At 71.2% G+C, this 16,470-nt stretch carries 14 protein-coding genes; 4 read left to right on the top strand and 10 right to left on the bottom strand.

The annotated features are described in order from the left end of the window. Nucleotides 1-225 precede the first annotated feature (225 nt). The 3 genes from ACFY36_RS03435 to ACFY36_RS03425 are packed head-to-tail and all read right to left on the bottom strand — an operon-like array spanning nt 226 to nt 4,660. Nucleotides 226-1,707: a HoxN/HupN/NixA family nickel/cobalt transporter gene (locus tag ACFY36_RS03435; protein ID WP_499744280.1), complete on the bottom strand. Its 1,482-nt coding sequence runs from the start codon at nt 1,705-1,707 to the stop codon at nt 226-228. After that, complete coding sequence (locus tag ACFY36_RS03430) at nt 1,704-2,993, bottom strand: tetratricopeptide repeat protein (RefSeq protein WP_499744279.1); 1,290 nt, start codon at nt 2,991-2,993, stop codon at nt 1,704-1,706. The genes ACFY36_RS03435 and ACFY36_RS03430 overlap by 4 nt, the downstream gene beginning before the upstream one ends. 17 nt (nt 2,994-3,010) lie before the next feature. Next, entirely contained in the window at nt 3,011-4,660 is a 1,650-nt protein-coding gene (locus ACFY36_RS03425; protein WP_499744278.1) for a DUF4331 domain-containing protein, read from the bottom strand. A 94-nt stretch (nt 4,661-4,754) separates the two neighbouring features. Here ACFY36_RS03425 and ACFY36_RS03420 point away from each other — a divergent pair, with 94 nt between their 5' ends. Continuing rightward, nucleotides 4,755-6,392, top strand: coding sequence for a methyl-accepting chemotaxis protein (locus tag ACFY36_RS03420; protein ID WP_499744277.1), 1,638 nt, complete (start codon nt 4,755-4,757; stop codon nt 6,390-6,392). Here the strand turns inward: ACFY36_RS03420 and ACFY36_RS03415 are convergent. Next, nucleotides 6,330-6,941: a TetR/AcrR family transcriptional regulator gene (locus ACFY36_RS03415; RefSeq protein WP_499744276.1), complete on the bottom strand. Its 612-nt coding sequence runs from the start codon at nt 6,939-6,941 to the stop codon at nt 6,330-6,332. The genes ACFY36_RS03420 and ACFY36_RS03415 overlap by 63 nt on opposite strands. A gap of 60 nt (nt 6,942-7,001) precedes the next feature. On the opposite strand from ACFY36_RS03415, the gene ACFY36_RS03410 reads away from it, so the two are divergent. Further along, a complete protein-coding gene (locus ACFY36_RS03410) occupies nt 7,002-8,153 on the top strand; it encodes an FAD-dependent oxidoreductase (RefSeq protein ID WP_499744275.1) in 1,152 nt (383 codons plus the stop codon). Nucleotides 8,154-8,737: 584 nt separating this feature from the next. Here the strand turns inward: ACFY36_RS03410 and ACFY36_RS03405 are convergent. From ACFY36_RS03405 to ACFY36_RS03385, 5 genes are all read right to left on the bottom strand, one after another. After that, nucleotides 8,738-9,136: a hypothetical protein gene (locus ACFY36_RS03405; protein ID WP_499744274.1), complete on the bottom strand. Its 399-nt coding sequence runs from the start codon at nt 9,134-9,136 to the stop codon at nt 8,738-8,740. Between the two features lie 129 nt (nt 9,137-9,265). Continuing rightward, on the bottom strand, nt 9,266-11,341 hold the full coding sequence (locus tag ACFY36_RS03400) for a M1 family metallopeptidase (protein WP_499744273.1): 2,076 nt from the start codon (nt 11,339-11,341) through the stop codon (nt 9,266-9,268). A 64-nt stretch (nt 11,342-11,405) separates the two neighbouring features. Next, the gene (locus ACFY36_RS03395) at nt 11,406-12,116 is read right to left on the bottom strand and encodes an ABC transporter permease (protein WP_499744272.1); all 711 of its coding nucleotides are present in this window, start codon (nt 12,114-12,116) and stop codon (nt 11,406-11,408) included. After that, nucleotides 12,113-13,597, bottom strand: coding sequence for a hypothetical protein (locus ACFY36_RS03390; RefSeq protein ID WP_499744271.1), 1,485 nt, complete (start codon nt 13,595-13,597; stop codon nt 12,113-12,115). The genes ACFY36_RS03395 and ACFY36_RS03390 overlap by 4 nt, the downstream gene beginning before the upstream one ends. Continuing rightward, nucleotides 13,594-14,310 carry an ABC transporter ATP-binding protein gene (locus ACFY36_RS03385; protein WP_499744270.1) on the bottom strand — a complete coding sequence of 239 codons (717 nt, stop codon included), beginning with the start codon at nt 14,308-14,310 and terminating at the stop codon, nt 13,594-13,596. The genes ACFY36_RS03390 and ACFY36_RS03385 overlap by 4 nt, the downstream gene beginning before the upstream one ends. An 87-nt stretch (nt 14,311-14,397) precedes the next feature. Between ACFY36_RS03385 and ACFY36_RS03380 the strand changes: the two genes are divergently transcribed. Further along, the gene (locus ACFY36_RS03380; RefSeq protein WP_499744269.1) at nt 14,398-15,423 is read left to right on the top strand and encodes a sensor histidine kinase; all 1,026 of its coding nucleotides are present in this window, start codon (nt 14,398-14,400) and stop codon (nt 15,421-15,423) included. Further along, nucleotides 15,420-16,082, top strand: a complete 663-nt coding sequence (locus ACFY36_RS03375) for a response regulator transcription factor (RefSeq protein WP_499744268.1) — start codon at nt 15,420-15,422, stop codon at nt 16,080-16,082. The genes ACFY36_RS03380 and ACFY36_RS03375 overlap by 4 nt, the downstream gene beginning before the upstream one ends. A 24-nt stretch (nt 16,083-16,106) precedes the next feature. On the opposite strand, the gene ACFY36_RS03370 is transcribed toward ACFY36_RS03375, so the two are convergent. Next, on the bottom strand, nt 16,107-16,469 hold the full coding sequence (locus tag ACFY36_RS03370) for a response regulator (protein WP_499744267.1): 363 nt from the start codon (nt 16,467-16,469) through the stop codon (nt 16,107-16,109). Nucleotide 16,470 lies beyond the last annotated feature (1 nt).

Below are 16,470 nucleotides of genomic sequence, written 5' to 3'. Positions count from 1 at the left end.
CGTCCGTTGCGGCACCGCACGAGACAGCGCGCACCGCCGGTTCGGCAGCGCGACGACCTGCTCACGGTCTCCGCTTCCACGGCCGTGACCGCGTCCCCGACCGCTTCCGGCACGTCGTCGGCGCCCGGCCCTCGGGCCACTCTGTCCAAGACCCTCGCGGCGTACAGCACCACGCCGGTCATCGCCGCGGATCCTGGACGGTCGGCGCACCGCTCCCCGAATGAGCTAAGCCAAGCTGAACAGGGCCCGGCCGGCCAAACCCAGGCCGACCAGGACGATCAGGGCCGCGGTCAGTGGCTGGGCCACCGAGCGCCAGCGGGTGAAGAGGGACGAGTGGCGTTCCAGGCGGTCGCGGAGGCGGAGCAGCAGGAGGCCGGCCGCGGTCAAGGTCGCGGCCATGCCGAGGCCGTAGGCGATGACCAGCAGGACGCCGAAGATTGTCCGGCCCAGGGCGGCCGCGCCCAGCAGGACGATCAGCGCTGATGGGCTGGGGACGAGGCCGCCGGCCACGCCCAGGCCCGCGATGCTCCACTTTCCGGGGCGGTGGAGGTCATGACTGTGGCTGTGCCCGTCGGGCGCGGGACGGTCGGCGAGCGCCAAGCCATGGCCGCGGCTGCTTTCAGCGGGCTCGGCGTGGTGGCCGTGCGAGTGGGGCCGTCCTGAGTCATGGGAGTGGCTGTGGACGACGGCGTGGGAGTGGTCATGGGAATGGGCGTGGTGATGGTGGTGGGCTGTGCGGCGGCGCAGGGCCGGGATCAGCGTGGCCAGGCCCACCACCATGACCAGGATGCCGCTCGTCAGGCCCAGCCATGAGAGGACCGTCTCCCCGGCTATGCCGGAGGCGGTGGTCAGGAGCAGGCCCAAGGCCAGCACGCCCGCCGTGTGCGTGAACGTGACGGTCGCTCCCACCAGGACGGCGTCGCGGGGGCGGCCTCGGCTCCCCGCCAGGTAGGCGGCCATCACCGTCTTGCCGTGGCCGGGCAGGGCGGCGTGGGCGGCGCCCAGCAGCAACGACAGCAGGACGGCCAGGAAGCCCACCAAAGGGGTTATGCGGTTGCCGATCAAGGCTTCCAGACGGCGTTCGGCGGCGGTCAGGAAGGAAGGGGATCCCGTGTTCGCCGATGATGCCGTGGGACCGGTGGCCGAGGAGACCCCCGGCTCGGCGGTGAAGGAGGCGGACCGGACGTCCGACGGGGACGCCAGCAGGTCGCGCGGATAGTCCCGGAGCTCGTTGCTGGGGCTGGTCGTGGGCAGCGGGGAACCGGTCAGGTGAATGCCGACGCCGGCCGCCGACAGTTCGCGCCAGCCGATGCGGTCGTCCCGGAAGCGGTTCGCCACCTCGATGCGGGTGGCCGCGTCGAGGGTGACCCGCGTGGTCAGGCGGCACGTCAAGCGGCTCGTCTGCAAGCCACCGGCGCCCTTGGTGAAGGTCAAGGACGATGCGGTGATCGCCCAGCGGGCCTGGGCTCCGCCCACCGTCACCGTCAACGCCTGGGCCGCCTCGTCGCAGGTGGCGGGCTGGTCCTGGAGGGTGGGCAGCTCGGCCAGGTCGGCCACCGCCACGGCGTCTATCCGGTCGGGGTGCAGGGTCAGGCCGGCGTACCGGTTCACCGAGAAGTTGCCCAACGGGTGGGCGGCCGCGGGAGCCGACGGCAGGGCCGCGAAGGCCACCGCGCACAGGGCCGCGATCAGGAGCGTACGTTTCACCGCTGGGCCTCCAAAGCGGACAAGGCGCGGGTGGCGTTCGGGCCGTCCACCGGCGAGAAGTACGGGTTGAGCGAGCGGGTGCGGCGCAGCTCGGCCAGCGCCGTGGCTCGGTCGCCCAGGGCCAGGGACACAAGGGCTTTGTGGTACGCGTAGGAGGCGTTGTGCGGGCTCGCGATGGTGGCCCTCGTCGCGTACGGCAGGGCCTCCTTGTCGCGGCCGGCCGCGTGCAACGACTGGGCCAGCACGTCGGCCACCTCGGCGAAGGGGCGGTGGCGCCATTCGGACTGGGCGGCGGTCACGGCCCGGCGCGGATCATTTGAGGCCAGGGCCAGCTGGGCGGCGGTCAGGTCGTCGCGGCCGCCGTTGGCCACGAAGATGCGGTGGGCCGCTTGGGCCAGGGTCAGCTGGCGTGCCGCCTCGCCGGGGTGGCCGGCCAGGCGGAGGACCTCGGCGTACTCCATCAGGGTGTCGGGGGTCGGGGTGCGGGTGGCTATGACGCGCAGGCCGGCCGCGGCCTCGTCCAGCTCGCCGGTGGCGGCGGCGACGCGGGCCCGGCCGCGCAGCAGGGGCTGATAGGTGGGGGCGGCGGCCAGGCCCGCGGCGTATTCGGCGGTGGCGGTGTCAAGGTCGCCCTGTGACCAGGCCAGGTCGCCGAGATGGGTGCGGCAGAAAGCGATGTCGGCCGGGTCGACGGCGGCGTCCAGGGCCCGGCGCATCAGGTCGGTGGCCTCGGCTAGGCGGCCCCGCTGCTCCAGGTCGTACGAGGCCCGGGCGTACGCGGCCAGGCCGGGGCGCAGGTCCAGCATGCGCTGGATCGCCGCGGTGGCCTCGGCGGGGCGGCCCAGCTGCGTCTCGGCGTCGGCCAGAACCCCGTACGCGTCGGCCGAAAAGGTGTTGATCTTCAGGGCGTCCCGGGCGAAGGAGCGGGCGGCGGTGAAGTCGTGGCGGGCGTTGGCGAGGGCGCCGAGGCCGATCAGCGCCTGCGGGTTCTCCTTCGGGCGTACCGAAAGAGACCGGCGCAACGCGGCCTCGGCCATCGGATAGCGGCTCGGGTCGGCGCTGACCCGGGCCTGCTCGACGTAGGCCAGGCCCAGCTCCGCCCACGTACGGTAGTCACGCGGGAGCGTGCGGAGTTTCTGCTGGGCCTGGGTGACGGTCTGCGCCAGCCGGTCGACGTGAACAAGCGCGGCCGGCGCGGGAGGTGCGGGTGTCCCCCGCAGTCCGAAGATCGCGCCCACGGCGAGCAGGGCGATCGCGGCCAGAGCGATGGTGACGGCTCTTCTCATGGGGAACACCCGCGTCCTCAGAACATCACGGTGTCGTCGTTGGACGACGGCCGGGCCAGCCGCCTCCGCCGCATCAGCCACCACACCGCCAGCATCGTGACCAGGGCGACCGCGCCCAGGACCGCGCCCAGCACGGCGGACGAATTGCTCAGCCCGCTGGAGGCCGCGGCCGGCGTGAGATCAGGTTCCGGCTCCTGGCTTTCATTTGCCGAAGGCTCCTGGCTTTCATTTGTCGAAGGAGCGGCGGCCGGAGCCGCCTTGCGGTCGGCGTTCACCGCGCCCTGGTTCGGCAGCGCCAGATACGGGAACGTGTTGCCGAAGGCGTTGTCGTTGGCGTCCACCTTGTCGCCGTCGGCGAGCGCGTCGACCAGCTTGCCGCTCTGCGCCGCGCCCTCGACCGCCTGCAACGAGATGTCCAGGACGTCGTCGGTCAGCCGGCGGCCGTTCGGGAAGCCCTGAAGGTCCTTGGCCAGCACACCGAGCCGTTCCGGTTGCGTGCTGACCGGCACGCCCAGGTTGAGCCGCAGCATCTCGGACGGGCGGAACTTCTTGGCGTTGACGTCCATGTTGTTGAGCTGCGAGTTCAGGTCCGCCTTGATCGGGCCGCCGGCCTTGGTCGTGATGCCGGTCAGATAGATCTCGACGAGGTCGTTGCGCGGTGTCGGCGGCGCCTTCACCTTGTAGATGCCCTCGATGAGTTTCGGCAGCTCCGGATCGGTGACCCGCTTGACCACCTGCGGAATCCCGGCGTCCTTGTCCGGCGAGATCGAGTTGAAGGCGTCCTTGAGGCCGGCCGGCACCACCACCTCGTTGACCAGCGGGTTGCCGAGCCGGGACACCTGCACCCGGTCGTCGCCGACGGAGGCGTCACCCGAGGCCATGCGGTAGCGGTTGCGCTCGGTGGTCGTCCAGACGCCGATCACCGGGTTGCGCTTGGCGTCGCCCTTGAGGGCCACGTCCTTGAACGGCACCTGAATGGCCAGGCTGTTCACGTTGTAGCCGGCCAGCGTGTCGTTGCCACGCTCGCTGAGGTCACCCCCGTACAGCAGGTCGAAGACCTCGAGGTCGAGGAAGAACGGGTCGTCCGCCTGGCCGGCGAACAACTTCCAACCCCCTTTCAGCTGTACGGTCGACTGGTCGCGCAGCTTCTTGTAGTCCGGCATCGAGGCCGCGCCGATCCGGGAGGGCGCCACCGGAGCGTCGGTGATCCGCGTCTTGAACGGCTCGCCGTTGAAGGACGACTCGAGGGTGTACGTCTGCTTGAAGAGCAGGTTCTTGTCGTCGAGCGACGTGACCGGCCCGTTGTTGTAGAGGAACGTGTTGTTGCCGCGCTTGTCGACGTTCTTGAAGGTCCACCGGAAGATGGCGTCGGGTTTGGCGTCGCCGTCGCTGTCGACGTTGATCCGATAGGCGGCGTCGGTGGCGAACGGGTAGAAGTTGGGCCCGCCGTCGGGCTCCTCGAACGGGATCCAGTTGGCGATCATCGTCACGTAGCCCGGACGGTCCGGGCTGACGAAGGCGTACAGGTCGGTGTTGTCGGCCGCCGGGTCGCTGGCGATCAGCGGCGCCTCCCGGTGGCTGGACGCCGTCGAGGCCCCCGGGCCGAGGGCCGTGAGCGACACAACGAGTACGGCGGCGCCGGTCGCCGCCAGAGATCGTTTGATCATTGTTCCCCCTCCAGTGTCAGGAGAGGTTCGGCGCGCCCCGGCCGCCGGATGGGTGCTGTCGGCAAAGTGGCACGATCGGCACCGCCGTACGCCGATGTCTGATTATTTGTGTTCCCCTCAGCAAGACCTGACGGGTGCCGACCGGAATAGTGTGTTTCAGAACCTGCGGGTGGCTCAAAAGCTGATCGTCGCCTTCGGCGTGGTGTGCGCCCTGACCGTCGTGGTGGGCGTCGTCGGCGTCCTGAGACTGCGCGAGACGAACGAGCACACCGAGCAGATGTACCAGAACAACCTGCTGGCCATCGCGTACGCCGGTGAGACCAAGGCCGATCTGGTCCTCATCCGCTTCAGTCTGACCAATCTGCTGATCTCGGCCACCGCCGCGTCCAAGGCCACGGTGCAGGAGCAGATGAAGCAGTACGACGACGCCCTCGACGAACAGTGGGCGGCGTATCAGGCCACCGGGATCGCCGGCCGCGAGTCGCAGGTCAAGGCCTTCACCGACAGCCTGGCGACCTATCGCGACGTCCGCGACGACCAGCTGCTGCCGCTGGCCCTGGCCGGCGAGACCGCCCAGTTCGTGAAGGTGCGGGCGGCCAGCGCCGACGCCGCGATCAGCACGATGATGGACGCGCTCGACGAGATCGGCGACATCGAGAAGGCCGTGGCGGCCACGTCGATGGCCGATTCGCAGAAGTCCAGCGACCGGGCCGAGTTGCTGATGATCGGCCTGATCATCGCCGCCGTGCTGCTCTCCGGGCTGATCGTCTTCGTGGTCAGCCGGGCCATCGCGGGACCGGCCCAGCGCACGGTCGCGGTGCTGGCCGAGCTGGCCAAGGGAGTCCTCGATCAGCGCCTGGAGGTGCGCGGCCGGGACGAGATGGGCCAGATGGGCGCATCGCTCAACACAGCCATGGAACGGCTGTCGACCTCCATGCGGGAGATCGGCGTCAACGTGGAGACGCTCGCGTCGTCCTCGGAGGAACTGTCGGCCGTGGCCACGTCGGTCAACGACTCGGCCCGGCTGTCGGCGGCGCAGGCGCAGGGCGCGTCGTCGGCGTCCGAGCAGATCAGCGTGAACATCTCGACCATCGCGGCCGGTTCGGAGGAGATCGGCGCCTCGATCGCCGAGATCGCCCGGTCGACCTCGAGCGCGGCGGCGGTGGCGGCGGGCGCGGTCACCACGACGGCCGACGCCCGCGGGATCCTCGACAAGCTCGGAGCGTCGTCGGCCGAGATCGACGACGTGGTCAAGCTGATCACCAGCATCGCCGAGCAGACGAACCTGCTCGCCCTGAACGCCACGATCGAGGCGGCACGGGCCGGCGAGATGGGCAAGGGCTTCGCGGTGGTGGCCTCCGAGGTCAAGGACCTGGCTCAGGAGACGGCCCGGGCCACCGAGGACATCTCGACCCGGGTCTCGGCCATCCAGGCCGACTCGCATTCGGCGGTCGTCGCGATCAACGCGATCAGCGAGGTCATCCAGCAGATCAACGACACACAGACCGCGATCGCGGCCGCCGTCGAGGAGCAGACCGCGACCACGGCCGAGATGAGCCGCAACGTGGCCGAGGTCGCCGCGGGCTCGGCCGAGATCAGCGCCAACGTCACCGGCGTGGCCCAGGCGGCCTCCGAGACCACGGGCGCCGCCGCCAACGCCGAACAGACCTCAGCCGACCTGGCCCGCGTCGCCGCCGACCTCCAGGCCAACCTGGGCCGTTTCCGCTACTGATCCGGTCAGATAGTGCTGCACGGCGGGCGCGGTCCAGGCGACGACGTCGGCCCGCTCCATGGCCACGATCGGCGGGAGCCGCAGCACGTAGCGGCACAGGGCGAGGCCGAGGATCTGCGATGCCACGAGCCCGGCGCGCACGTGCGGCCGGTCGGGTGAGAGTCGCTCGGCCACCGGCACGAGCTGAGCCGCGAAGATCTCCCGCATGCGCTCGGCGGCGGCCGGATTGGTCACGCCGGCCCGCAGCAGCGCCATCAGCGTCTCGTCGCCCTCCCAGCGCTCGAGGAAGTGCCCGACCAGGAGGGTCGAGGCTTGATTCGGCCGTACGCCGGTGAGCGCGGGCAGGCGCAGATCGAATTCCGCCGCGGCCGCGAAGAGCCGTTCCTTGTTCCCGTAGTAGCGCATGACCATCGACGGGTCGATGTTCGCGTCGGCCGCGATGGCCCGAATGGTGGCCCGCTCGTACCCGTCGGCCGCGAACCGCTCCCGGGCCGCACGCAGGATCGCGGCCCGGGTGCCGTCGGACCGGCGTGGTCGTTCCTCACTCATGCCTACAAGTGTAGGCCAACACTTGTTGACTCTTTGCTCCGGCCGGACTACTTTGCCAACATGCGTTGGCAAACAGATGTTGGCAAACTTCCTTCCCTCACAGACGTCCTGATCGTCGGCGCCGGGCCCGTCGGGCTGGCCACCGCGACCGCCCTCACACGCAACGGGATCGGCGTCACCGTCGTCGACCGCGCGGCCACCGCCACCCACACCAGCCGGGCGGCGGTCGTGCACGCCCGCACGCTCGAGGCCCTCGACCGCATCGGCGCGGCGGCCCCGCTGGTCGAGGCCGGCATTCCCGCGCCGCGTTTCACCATCCGCGACCGCGACCGGGTCCTCGTGCCGGTGGCCTTCGACGGCTTGCCGACGCCCTATCCGTACGCGCTGATGGTCCCGCAGTCGACCACGGAGGCCGTGCTGAACGAGCGCCTGACGGCCGCCGGCGGAACCGTCCGGCGCGGCCAGGAGCTGGTCGGCCTCGACGGCGCCACCGCCACTTTCGCCACGGGTGAGGTGATCACGGCCCGCTGGGTGGTGGCCGCCGACGGCATGAACAGCACCGTCCGCCGCCTGGCCGGCATAGGTTTCGGCAACACCGCCGCCGAGGGCGAGTCCTTCACGCTGGCCGACGTCAAAGTAGAAGGCGGTCCACCCCGCGACGAGGTCGTCCTGTACTTCTCCCGCTCCGGCATGCTGGTCTGGGCGCCCCTGCCGGACGGCACGGTCCGCATCGTGGCGGCCGTCGACGACGCCCCCGGGGAGCCGACCGAGGCGTACGTGCAGGCGCTCCTCTCCAGCCGGGGCCCCGCCCGCGAGCCGGCGCGGGTCACCGGGGTCGTGTGGGGCTCCCGCTTCCGGGTCCACCACCGCGTGGCCGACACGTTCCGCGCCGGCCCGGTCCTGCTGGCGGGCGACGCCGGCCACGTGCACAGCCCCGCCGGCGGCCAGGGCATGAACTTGGGCCTGCGCGACGCCCTGGCCCTGGCCGACGCACTGACCGACGGCTCCGAGGCCGCCCTCACCCGCTACGCGGCCGACCGCCGCCCGGCCGCCGAGGAGGTGGTCCACTTCGCCGCCCGCCTGACCCGCCTGGCCACCGTCCCGGCCGCCGCCCGCCCTTTGCGCAACGCCGCCCTGTCGGCCCTGTCCCGGGTGCCGGCGTTTCGCTCGAACCTGGCCCTGCGCCTGGCCGGCCTGACCGACCGCGCCTGACACTCCCCTGGACTTCGTAACCGATCTCGCGCCAGCTCGGTATGTCGGGAATTTCCAGGTCCTGGCGCATCGCGGCCCGCAAGCGCTGAGCGAATCACGATACTTGTCGAGCGCATTCTGATACTCCGAATCATCGACGCCGATTCCGCCTGCCACCAGATCCCTCAAATGCCGGACACGGTAGAAGGCAGAACGCGCCGCCGAAGCAAGGTCCTTTGTGGCCAGCAATACGACATCTTCCCGGGCTGCGTAAATGCCGGCGTTCCGGAAACCAGCGCCGACCGCTACCTCTCTGGTCGATCCCGCGGGATGCTCGCCGAGCACGACGGCACGGATGGACTCGCTTGTCCTCGCGACGCGCCGCCCAGATCTGGGTGAAAACAGTCGCAGCCAGGGTGCCCGCTACCGCTATAGCCGATGCCAAGATCGCGCTGACGTCGACGTCATAACGACATCGTCGCACCTGGAAGAACTAGTTCCTCAGTCGTTGCATGCCTGCGCACGAGGCATCTGATCGAGGCACATGGATACCCTGCCGGAACACTTCACCGGCGCGCTGCGCCGTCGGTCCTGGGGCCGGTCCGTCACATCGTGAAGGCGGCGGCCGCGCGGTAGCCGGCCAGCCATCGTGCGGCGGCGTCCGCGAGCTGAAGGCCGACCGATTCGTCGTCGCCCTTGTGCCTGATCATCCTTGCGGGCATCTCCGCGGCGGAGCCGACGTCCCGAAGCCAAGCTCCAACCAGCCGGGTCTCGTTCTCGGCCTGGAAGACGAGGATCACCCGGCGCGCGGCGGCCAGACGCGAAGCGATCCGGCGCAGCTCGTCATCGGTGCCGGTGAGCCAGGTTCGGTACTGCACGACCGACTCGGCGCCGGCCACGAAAGCCGTCAGCAGCTCGCCCAGCACCGCCTCACAAAGCCGAGCGTCCGCCGACGGCGTCGCCCCGGTCGAGTCCGCAGTGCGTTCTCTGCTCGCGTCAGCCATCGCTCGACGGTAACCGGCACTGGGCAACGAGCCGAAGCGGGCGAGGAGCCAGTTCTGGCCGTGTCGCCCCAGGTCAGATAGGCCGGCAGAAGGACCGCGTTCTGGAAGAGCCAGTGCACACAGCGCCCCTCATTCGTGATTGCCGGGTGACGGCCTCCGTGACGGCGCGGGTGCCGTTGCTTTCGTGGCGGTCGCGGCTGTCGGGGCGGGCTTGGACGGGGTGTAGAGCCACGCGGTGAACAAGTCGTCGAGCTGGTGGCCGGACAGGCGTTCGGCCAAAGCTGTGAACTGCGGTGTCGTCACGTTGCCGCCGGCGTGGGTCGTGGCCCACTGCTTCAGCAGGCGGAAGAACGTGGGATCTCCTATGCGCTGGCGCAAGGCGTGCAAAGTCATGGCGCCCCGGTCGTAGACGGCGCCGTCGAACAGGTTGCCGGGGCCTGGATCGCCTATGCGCAGCGTCCAGAACGGGTCGTCGGCCGGGATGCCGTTGTAGGTGGCGTCGAAGATCTGCTGGACGGTGTCGCGGCCCTCGTGTTCGCTCCACAGCCACTCGGCGTAGGTGGCGAAGCCCTCGTTCAGCCAGATGTCGCGCCAGTTCGCCAGGGCCAGGCTGTCGCCGTACCACTGGTGGGCCAGCTCGTGGACGACGACGCTGTCGCCGCTCTCGGGGTCGGTGAAGAACTCGCGGGCGTAGATCGGGCGGGTCTGGTTCTCCAGGGCGAAGCCCAGGCCGGCCACGTCGTCGACGATGCCGCCGGCGGAGGTGAAGGGGTACGGCCCGAAGAGCGCCGACTCGAAACGGATGATCTCGGGTCCGCGGGCCAGGGAGCGCGCGGCCAGCTCGCCCGTGGTGGTGGGCTCGTCGGTCACGGTTCCGGCCGTCCACTGGCTGGGGTTGGGCTCGCTGCCGGGCGGCGGGCCGGCCGGGGTCCAGCCGTCGAACTGGTTGCCGTCGGGCTCGAAGGAGGTGGTGCCCTGGCCGTTCGGCCCGACGATGTCGTCGACGAAGACGCCGGGCGGTGAGTACGACGGGTCGTTCTCGTACGACAGGGAGATCTCGACGCTCGTGCCGGCGTACCTCGACAGGTCGATCGACCACTGCTCGTAGCCGTCGCTGACGCCGGTGGCGCCGTTCCAGGCCGCGGTGCCGGTCGACGAGCAGTTCAGATAACGGGCGAGGAACGGGTGCACGTCGGGGGCGTAGTCGCAGAGGTTGCCGGTGTCGGTGCTGGTGTGACCGTTGGCGTCGGGCAGGGTGGTCCAGTCGTCGCCGCCGGCCGTGCGGGCTTCGACGAAGAAGTAGTCCCAGTCGGATTCGGTCTCGCGGCTGACCCAGAACGTCATCCGGCCGCCGCCCGCGGGCACGTCGATGGTGCGGGTGAGGCGTTTGTACGCCGGTTCGCCCACCCCGGCGATGGCCAGGTGGGTGCCGGTGCGGGCGGGCGGGCGGACGAACAGATCCGGGTCGATCGCGTCGAAGAACTTCACGCCCTTGTCGGCGTACGAGCTGGTGCGGAACTCGCCGACGGTGGCCGTGGCCAGGTAGGACGCCATGGGCGCGCGCTCGTCCCACAGCCAGGTGGTCCAGGGTCCTTTGGTGGTACGGCTGATCAGCTTGCCGTTGGAGACAGCCTCCAGACCCTGGGGCACGGTCACCCGCACGGTGTAGGAGGCCTTGTCACGCGGGTGGTCGTTGACCGGGAACCAGGTCGACGCGGCGAACGGCTGCCCGACGATCACCATGCCGTCGTCGGTGTGGAAGACACCGCCGTCGCCGAGGCTCTCGTTGGAGATGAGGCCGGGCACGCCGTCGTAGCGGGCCACCACGGTGAACGTGTGGCCGTCGCGCAGGCCCCGGGCCGGGGTCACGGTGAGTTCGTCACCGGCCCGGGTCCATCGCGCCGTGCGGCCGTCGACGGTTACCGCCCGTACGGAAAGGCCGTGGAAGTCGAGGTTGAACCGCGACAGGTCCTGCGTGGCCCGGGCCGTGATCACCGCGACCCCGGACAGACGGTCGTCACCCGGCGTGTAGCGAAGGTCGAGACCATAGTGCTTGACGTCGTAGCCGCCGTTGCCGGAGAGCGGGAAGTACGGATCGCCGATGCCGGGGGCACCGGGACGGAACCTGGTGTCCGCGCTCGCGGGCACGCCGTAGACGAGCAGGGCGAGCACGGCAACGGCGACGATCGCGAATCTGCGGGCCATTTCGTCACGCTAGGCCGCCGCCGCGCAGCACCCATCCGCCGAACGGCCATCGGCGAACACTGATCTATTGAGGCACCGTCCAAGCGCTCCGGCGTTGCAGGAGCACCGCGCCGAGGGCCAGCGCGGCCGCCGCCCACGCCGCGACGACGCCGAGGGCGGCCCACGGGCCCAGCGGCAGCGTCGCGTTGTCGACCGTGGTGGTCAGGGCCTGCACGGCCGTGGCCGGGGTCAGGCGGTAGAGGACGCGTGCCCAGTCCGGGTCGGGCAGCATCCACAGCAGCATCGGCGCCAGGTAGAGCAGCGCCAGGACGACCCCGATGGCGGCCGCGGAGCTGCGCACGGCGGCCGCCACCCCGAGGCCTAGCAGTCCGATCAGGATCAGATGAAGGACCGACTCGGCGGCGGCCCGCACGAGGGCCCCGCCGGGCGACAGGCCCACCACCGCGACCCCGACACCGAGCACGGCGGCGGGCGCCACTCCGGCCGTGAGCAGGACGCCCTTGGCCGCGAACACGTGCAGGCGGCGCGGTACCGCGAGCAGCGTGGCCCGGATCAGCCCGGTGCCGTATTCGCCGGCGAGGATGTGCACCCCGGCCGCGGCCATGGCGGCCTGACCGACGCGGACACCGGTCAGGCGCAGCTGCACCGGGTCGATCGAGCCGCGGCCGAGCGCCACACCGGCGGCGGTGAGCAGAACGCCGAGAATCAGCGGCACCGCGAGCCCGAGCCCTCCGTTACGGAGCTTGCCGACCTCGGCCGCCCACGCCGCTCTCACGCGACGTCCCGGCGGAGCCGCCACGTCGCGGCGGCCACCGCGACCAGCGCGTAAAGAGCCAGGACGCCCAGGCCGGCCCACGGCGGCAGTGGGTAGTAGCCGTCCACAACCGTCTGCGGGCGGGACACCTGCGGATAGGACGGGAGGCTCTGCTGGATCGCGAAGGCGGCGCCCGGTGTCAGCCGCAGAAGCCAGACGCCGGCGTCGGGCGGCACGACGGACGTCACGGCCAGGATCGGAGGCGCCAGCAGGAGGGTGGTGGCGGTGACGACGGCGGGCACGGCTCTTCGCAGGAGAGATCCGAGGCCGTATGCGAGCAGCGCCGCCAACGACAGCAAGAGGGCCGTGCCGACCGCCACGCGCGCGAGGGTCGGCCAGGGAACGGCCAGGATCACGACGGCGTGCGCCTGCAACATCCGCGCCGTCACCGGCAGGGTGACCCCGGCCGCCACCAAGCCGGTCACCAGGGCCGCCCCGCCGATGACGGCGGCCTTCGCGGCCGACACCTTCAGCGGGCGGGGCATCGCGGCCAGCGTCGTGCGGATCATGCCGTGCCGGAACTCGGCCGTGCCGCACAGGGCCGCCACCACGATCAGCGGCAGCAGCGCCGCGAACACCCCGGTCAGGGTCCGCTCGATCGCCAGGCCGCCCTCGCTGTCCGGGCCGATCTCCCCGGCGCCGGCCACGGTGATCACCCCGCCGGACTCGCTGTGGCCGGGTGGGTGGGTCTGCTCCCACGTGGTGCGGTAGTCGGTGTAGCCGACCAGCGAGTCGGTCCAGGCTCCACCGGCGCTGATCTGGCTGAACTCGGCCGTCGCCTGCGTCCAGCGAGCCGCGACGGCATGACCGCCCTGCGCGCGCTCCTCGACCGTGAAGCCGCTCGGCGAGGTGACGAAAAGGCCGATGCGGGCCGTGGCGGGCAGGCCGTCGAGGCGTACGGAATCAAGCTCCTGCCAGGTGTTGCCGTTGTCCGAGACATAGCCGGTGATCTCGTCGCCGTCGCGGGTGAGGCGCAGCCATGCCTCTCTCAGCGGTGGCCCGGCCGTGTCGCGGGTGAAGGCGGACTGCATGCGCACGCCGTGATCGCCGGTGAGCATCACCGCCGCGTAGTCGGCGCCCGGCTCCGTCCCATTCTTGATCATGAGGCCGGCCTTGGCCCACGTGACCACGCCGCGCACGATCTCGTCGTGGTTCGGCGGCGGATAGGTGATGGTCCCGTCGAGGCCGCCCACCTTCGCGGTGATCGAGCCGTCGCCGTCGAGCGGGCGGTTGACGAAGGTGAACTTGTCCTGCACCGAACGGCCCGACGAGTCGGTCGGCGGAGGCGGGCAGTCGACCTCGCGCGTGCCGTCCATGCACGACATGCTCGATCCGGACGCGAACAGGACGCCCAGCGCCACCATGATCAGCACGGCCGCCGCGAGGCCGGCCGTCCAGCCGCGGACGGTGCGGAACTTGAGCCACTCGGCACGCAGGATCATCGGATGCCTCCCACGCCCGCGGTGAGCTCCAGGTAGGCCGCCTCGAGCGACGTGTAGGCGCCGATCAGGTCGTCCACCCCGGCATCGGCGATCACCCGGCCGTGCCCGGCCACCACCACGTGGCCGGCCATGTCCTGCAACTCGCTCATCAGGTGGCTGGAGACCAGCACCGACCGGCCCTCGGCGGCCAGGTCGCGCAGCAGGCCGCGCATCCACACGATGCCGGCCGGGTCTAGCCCGTTGAACGGCTCGTCGAGCAGAAGCACCGGCGGGTCGCCGAGCAGCGCCGCGGCCACCCCCAGCCGCTGGCGCATGCCGAGCGAATAGCCGCCGGCCGCGCGCCGGCCGGCCGCGGCCAGGCCGGTCAGCTCCAGCACCTCGTCGACCCGCTGGGCCGGAAGGTCCTGCGAGGCGGCCAGCCAGCGCAGATGGTTGCGGCCGGAGCGCGCCGGGTGCAGGGCGTGCGGATCGAGCAGGGCCCCGCAATGCCGCATCGGGTGGGTCAGCTCGGCGTAGCGGCGGCCGCCGATCGTCGCGGTCCCGGCGTCCGGCCGGTCGAGGCCCACGATCGTGCGCAGCGTGGTCGATTTGCCGGCGCCGTTCGGGCCGACGAATCCGGTCACCCGCCCGGGCCGGACGACGAAGGTCATCCCGTCCAGGGCGACCGACGCGCCGAACCGCTTACGCAATCCGTTCACTTCGATGGTTGTCATGGGCAGCTTTTCTACGGAGACGGGCCTAACTCCGGCGCGACGAGCGCTGTCATATCGCTGTTAGACCCGAAGGGGCATGCTGAGCGGATGGGAGTCCGGCTGCGTTTCACCCTGTTGTACGGCGTGCTGTTCGTGATCTCCGGCGCCGGTCTGCTCGCGATCACGGCGGCGATCAGCGTCGGATCGAGCCAGCCCGTGGGCAGTCCCCTGGGCCCGATGGTGGCCCAGCAGATGGAGATCGCGGCCGAGGCGCAGAACCGCCGCCTGCTGTTCGGCGCGATGGTGGCCATGGCCGTCATGCTGCTGCTAGCGCTGCTGCTTGGCCGGGCGGCGGCGGGCACGGTGCTGCGGCCGCTGCGCCGGATCACCGCGGCCACCCGCCGGATCACCGCCGACAGCCTGCACTCGAGACTCGCCGTGACCGGGCCGGCCGACGAGGTCAAGGCCCTGGCCGACACCATCGACGACCTGCTGGGGCGGCTCGAGGAGTCGTTCGCGGCACAGCGCCGGTTCGTGGCCGACGCCTCACATGAACTGCGCACACCGCTGGCCACCATGCGAGCCGCGGTCGACGTGGCCGAGGCCAAACCGGTGGCGGGCGCCGAGGTGACCCGGCTGGCGGGCCGGGTCAGGACCGAGCTCGACCAGCTCGAACGGCTGCTGGAGGGCCTGCTGGTGCTGGCCCGGGCGCAGCACGGCGCGCTCGACGGGCGGACCCCGCTGCCGATCCGGTCGCTGATCCCGGCCGGAACGCCGGTGGACGGGGACGACTTCGTGACCGTGGGAAATCCGGTGCTGCTGGCCCGGATGGTGTCCAACGTGGTCGACAACGCCGCCCGGCACGGCGAGCCCGGCGGCCGGCGGCAGGTGACCCTTTCCCCCGGCGCCCTGGTCGTCGAGAACGACGGGCCGGTGCTCGACCCGGGCGAGGTGGCGACGCTGGGCCGCCCGTTCCGCCGCCTCGGCACCGCCCGCACCGGCTCCGGAACGGGGCTCGGCCTGGCGATCGCCTCGGCGGTGGCGTCGGCCCATGGCGGATCGCTGGTCACCCGGGCCCGGCCGGAAGGTGGGCTCCGCGTGGAGATCCGGCTGCCCGTGGAGGGATCGCGGTGAGGGTTCTGGTCGTGGAAGACGCGGTCGCGCTGGCCGAGGTGGTGGCCGAAGGGCTGCGTGATCAGGGGATGGCCGTGGACGTGGCGCTCGATGGGCTGGCCGCGGCGGCGAAGCTGGACCTCACGCCGTACGACGTCGTGGTCCTCGATCGTGATCTGCCGGGGCTCAGCGGGGACACCCTGTGCGAGATGATCACGGGGCGGGACGGGCGGGCCATGGTACTCATGCTGACCGCGGCCGGCTCGGCCGACGATCGCGTGCGCGGGCTGACGCTCGGGGCCGATGACTATCTGGCCAAGCCGTTCCATTTTCCCGAGCTGGTGCTGCGGGTGCAGTCGCTGGCCCGGCGCCGGCCGGCGGCCCATCCCCGTGTGCTCGTTGTGGGCGACCTCGAGCTTGAGCCGATACGACGGGCGGCCACCCGGTCCGGCGTACGGCTGAATTTGTCGGTGAAGGAATTCGCCCTTCTCCAGGCGCTCATGCGGGCGGCGCCCGGCTATCTGAGCGCCGAGGCGCTGCTGGAGCAGGTGTGGGACGAGAACGCCGACCCGTTCACCAACACGGTCACCGTGACCGTCGGGCGGCTGCGCCGCAAGCTCGGCGAGCCGGCCGCGATCGTCACCCTGCCGGGCGTCGGCTACCGGATGGTGACGGGGTGAAGATGGTGACCGGGTGAAAGGAGGTCAGCGGGTCAGCGTGGTGATGGTGTCGAGCAGCTGGGACAGCGGCTGCCTCTTGGTCAGATAGGCGTCGGCCAGGACGGTTCCCTCGGCGGCGGCCTCGGCCGACCAGCGCGCCGTGTAGAAGACCAGCGGCAGGTGGCGGGTGGCGTCCAGGTCCCGCAGGGTCTTGACCAGGGCCACGCCGTCGGTGCCGGGCAGCTCGACGTCGACGACGGCTATGTCGAAGCCGGCGCCGGTCGTCGCCGCGGTCAGGGCCGTCTCGGCGTCGGGGACGGCGGTGACCTCGTGCCCCTCGAGTTCGAGGCGCAGTGTCGTGGTGTCGCGGATGTCGGCGTCGTCGTCGACGAGCAGGACCCGGGCCATG

The organism is Actinoplanes sp. NPDC000266 (genome assembly GCF_042899005.1).
Lineage (GTDB): Bacteria > Actinomycetota > Actinomycetes > Mycobacteriales > Micromonosporaceae > Actinoplanes.
The sequence above is the reverse complement of the archived record's forward strand: the minus strand, read 5'-3'. Positions and strand labels throughout refer to the sequence as shown.

What these genes read in the sequence shown, in the direction of transcription:
- ACFY36_RS03430 (WP_499744279.1), bottom strand. Translation starts at nt 2,993, where the DNA reads ATGAGAAGAGCCGTCACCATCGCTCTGGCCGCGATCGCCCTGCTCGCC.
- ACFY36_RS03370 (WP_499744267.1), bottom strand. Translation starts at nt 16,469, where the DNA reads ATGGCCCGGGTCCTGCTCGTCGACGACGACGCCGACATCCGCGACACC.
- ACFY36_RS03380 (WP_499744269.1), top strand. Translation starts at nt 14,398, where the DNA reads ATGGGAGTCCGGCTGCGTTTCACCCTGTTGTACGGCGTGCTGTTCGTG.
- ACFY36_RS03385 (WP_499744270.1), bottom strand. Translation starts at nt 14,310, where the DNA reads ATGACAACCATCGAAGTGAACGGATTGCGTAAGCGGTTCGGCGCGTCG.
- ACFY36_RS03400 (WP_499744273.1), bottom strand. Translation starts at nt 11,341, where the DNA reads ATGGCCCGCAGATTCGCGATCGTCGCCGTTGCCGTGCTCGCCCTGCTC.
- ACFY36_RS03410 (WP_499744275.1), top strand. Translation starts at nt 7,002, where the DNA reads ATGCGTTGGCAAACAGATGTTGGCAAACTTCCTTCCCTCACAGACGTC.
- ACFY36_RS03415 (WP_499744276.1), bottom strand. Translation starts at nt 6,941, where the DNA reads ATGAGTGAGGAACGACCACGCCGGTCCGACGGCACCCGGGCCGCGATC.
- ACFY36_RS03425 (WP_499744278.1), bottom strand. Translation starts at nt 4,660, where the DNA reads ATGATCAAACGATCTCTGGCGGCGACCGGCGCCGCCGTACTCGTTGTG.
- ACFY36_RS03405 (WP_499744274.1), bottom strand. Translation starts at nt 9,136, where the DNA reads ATGGCTGACGCGAGCAGAGAACGCACTGCGGACTCGACCGGGGCGACG.
- ACFY36_RS03420 (WP_499744277.1), top strand. Translation starts at nt 4,755, where the DNA reads ATGTCTGATTATTTGTGTTCCCCTCAGCAAGACCTGACGGGTGCCGAC.
- ACFY36_RS03390 (WP_499744271.1), bottom strand. Translation starts at nt 13,597, where the DNA reads ATGATCCTGCGTGCCGAGTGGCTCAAGTTCCGCACCGTCCGCGGCTGG.